This window comes from Streptococcus pseudopneumoniae, assembly GCF_001074565.1.
GTDB classification, from domain to species: Bacteria; Bacillota; Bacilli; order Lactobacillales; family Streptococcaceae; genus Streptococcus; species Streptococcus pseudopneumoniae_J.
Genome location: NZ_JUQX01000010.1, coordinates 1 through 2,317 on the forward strand (window position 1 = coordinate 1; position 2,317 = coordinate 2,317).

A 2,317-nucleotide genomic window follows, 5' to 3' on the forward strand; every position below is an offset into this window, starting at 1 on the left:
GTTTGAACTGATTGAACCATTGAACACTCTTTATAAAGACGAAGTTCGTGCCCTTGGTACAGAGCTTGGTATGCCAGACCACATCGTATGGCGTCAACCATTCCCAGGGCCAGGACTTGCGATCCGTGTCATGGGTGAAATCACTGAAGAAAAACTTGAAACTGTTCGTGAGTCTGATGCTATCCTTCGTGAAGAAATCGCTAAAGCTGGTCTTGACCGCGATATCTGGCAATATTTCACTGTCAACACAGGCGTTCGTTCAGTAGGTGTTATGGGTGATGGTCGTACTTATGATTACACAATCGCCATTCGTGCAATCACTTCTATCGATGGTATGACAGCTGACTTTGCCAAAATTCCTTGGGATGTCCTTCAAAAGATTTCTGTACGTATCGTAAACGAAGTTGATCACGTCAACCGCATCGTCTATGATATCACAAGTAAACCACCTGCAACTGTTGAGTGGGAATAGAGTTAATGAGCTAAAAAAGCCCTAGAAATCAATATTTCTAAGGCTTTTTATTTTGCTTTAACAACAATATAACAACAAAAACTATTTTTCAGTATTTAAACCTAATATCTTTTTAACCCTTTTGGTACTTTCTATATACATACCTTTCTTAGAGTCGCTAACAATTCTAGCATAATCTTCATTATCTTCACGCAATTCATAAACACGGTAAAAATCATTATTATATTCAAACTCACCAATAACATTTTCTTTTTCCATTATACTGCTCCCTTGTATATGAATTATAACTAATAATACGGTAAACTTCAATAGTTTACCGTAGGAATCTAAAGTTTAATCGGACAGACTTCGCTAGTCAGACAAAACTTTAGATTGAAAATTTTTAGTATGCTGATTACCATTAAATTTACTTTTTCTGATATTATTATCACTCACCACTACTTTCCCAGTCATTCTAGTAGCTACTTCTTTCATAGCATTTGGTCTTAAATGAGAGTACGTTCCAAGTGTTGTCTTAATATCAGCATGTCCTAGACGATTTTGCATTTCTAAATCATTCATTCCTAGAGAGAGCATAAAGCTGGCATGAGAGTGCCTTAAATCGTGGATCCTTATTGATTTTATTTTTGCGTAATCACTATGAGATTTTAGAACACGTTTAAGAGTTGATTTTACCAACGGACTATCTGCTATGGAAAATACAAATTTACATTCTCCTATCTGAGATTGTGCTTTCTTCCAATATTTCAAATGTTCTAATGTATCATCATCAAGATACAAAAGTCTTACACCTGATATAGATTTTGTATCAGTAAGATACCACTCTTTTTGGCTTTTATAATACATTGAACAGTCTATTAAAACTGTACCTTTTTCAAAATCTATTTTCGACCATTCAACTGCTTGTAATTCACTTGTTCTAACTCCAGTCATAAAGAAAAACCAAAATGTAGTAAAGTACAATAATTCATAGATATTAGATTTATCAAATGTACTAATGAATAGCTGAAATTCTTCCACCGTCCAAAAATCAACTTTAGGGCGGTCTTTTTTTACGTTTCCTACCGTCTTAGCAACATTATTTGACAACATACCCAATTTAACTGCTAAATCAAAAACTTGTTGTAATATTTGATGAACAGAACGAATATAATTATTAGACAATCCCTCTATAAACATTGCATTTTGCCACTGCTTTACATGAGGTGCTTGAATATCTGATAACTTCATATTTTCAAAATATGACAGTCTTTTAAATTTAGATTGTGTCATATCAAAAGTACGTTTTCTTACTTGACTTTTATAATCTGGTATAAAATAGTCATCAAGAAACTTTTTAAAAGTCATTGTGCTATTAACGGTTATAGAACCTTTACCAAAGTCAGCAAGCATACGTAAGCGCCACTCTTGAGCTTCCTTTTGCGTTTTAAAGCCATTTTTAAACTTTTGTATTCTTTTACCAGTCTGAACATCAAAACCTAGAGAAACAGTTGCTCTATACGTGCCATTCCCCATAGGATAGATACTAGATATTTTAGGCATCTTCTTTTACTTCCAAATCTACTAGACTGGCTTCATCTATTTTCACACCCAAGATTTCTTCTACCGTTTCAAGTGGTACACGTCCTAAACCTTTACTTTCATACCAAGTTAAACCTTGACTAGCTAATTTTGCTTTAGCCTGTTTTACTAACATCATAGCTTGCCAACTTGAAAATCCTAATTTCATTAAATCTTTTTTTACAACAAACATACTATTTTCCCTTTCTTTATGTTATAATTATCTTGGTTTTTTATTTTGATGTGTGATTGATTTTCACGCATCTTTTTTTTGCATCTATTCCA

3 protein-coding genes and 1 pseudogene are annotated in these 2,317 nt (G+C 33.6%); 1 reads left to right on the top strand and 3 read right to left on the bottom strand.

The genetic code is table 11. The annotated features are described in order from the left end of the window. Positions 1–472, top strand: a pseudogene (locus tag ADI74_RS01130) (GMP synthase (glutamine-hydrolyzing)); the annotation flags it as partial. A gap of 81 nt (positions 473–553) precedes the next feature. On the opposite strand, the gene ADI74_RS11165 reads toward ADI74_RS01130, so the two are convergent. The 3 genes from ADI74_RS11165 to ADI74_RS01140 all read right to left on the bottom strand — a co-directional run bounded on the left by ADI74_RS11165 (position 554) and on the right by ADI74_RS01140 (position 2,225). Beyond that, positions 554–730 carry a hypothetical protein gene (locus ADI74_RS11165; RefSeq protein ID WP_158085821.1) on the bottom strand — a complete coding sequence of 59 codons (177 nt, stop codon included), beginning with the start codon at positions 728–730 and terminating at the stop codon, positions 554–556. Positions 731–823: 93 nt separating this feature from the next. Beyond that, entirely contained in the window at positions 824–2,014 is a 1,191-nt protein-coding gene (locus ADI74_RS01135) for a tyrosine-type recombinase/integrase (RefSeq protein ID WP_049536506.1), read from the bottom strand. Then, positions 2,007–2,225 carry a DUF3173 family protein gene (locus ADI74_RS01140; RefSeq protein WP_049536509.1) on the bottom strand — a complete coding sequence of 73 codons (219 nt, stop codon included), beginning with the start codon at positions 2,223–2,225 and terminating at the stop codon, positions 2,007–2,009. Before ADI74_RS01140 ends, ADI74_RS01135 begins: the two co-directional genes overlap by 8 nt. Positions 2,226–2,317 lie beyond the last annotated feature (92 nt).

What these genes read in the sequence shown, in the direction of transcription:
- ADI74_RS01135 (WP_049536506.1), bottom strand. Translation starts at nt 2,014, where the DNA reads ATGCCTAAAATATCTAGTATCTATCCTATGGGGAATGGCACGTATAGA.
- ADI74_RS11165 (WP_158085821.1), bottom strand. Translation starts at nt 730, where the DNA reads ATGGAAAAAGAAAATGTTATTGGTGAGTTTGAATATAATAATGATTTT.
- ADI74_RS01140 (WP_049536509.1), bottom strand. Translation starts at nt 2,225, where the DNA reads ATGTTTGTTGTAAAAAAAGATTTAATGAAATTAGGATTTTCAAGTTGG.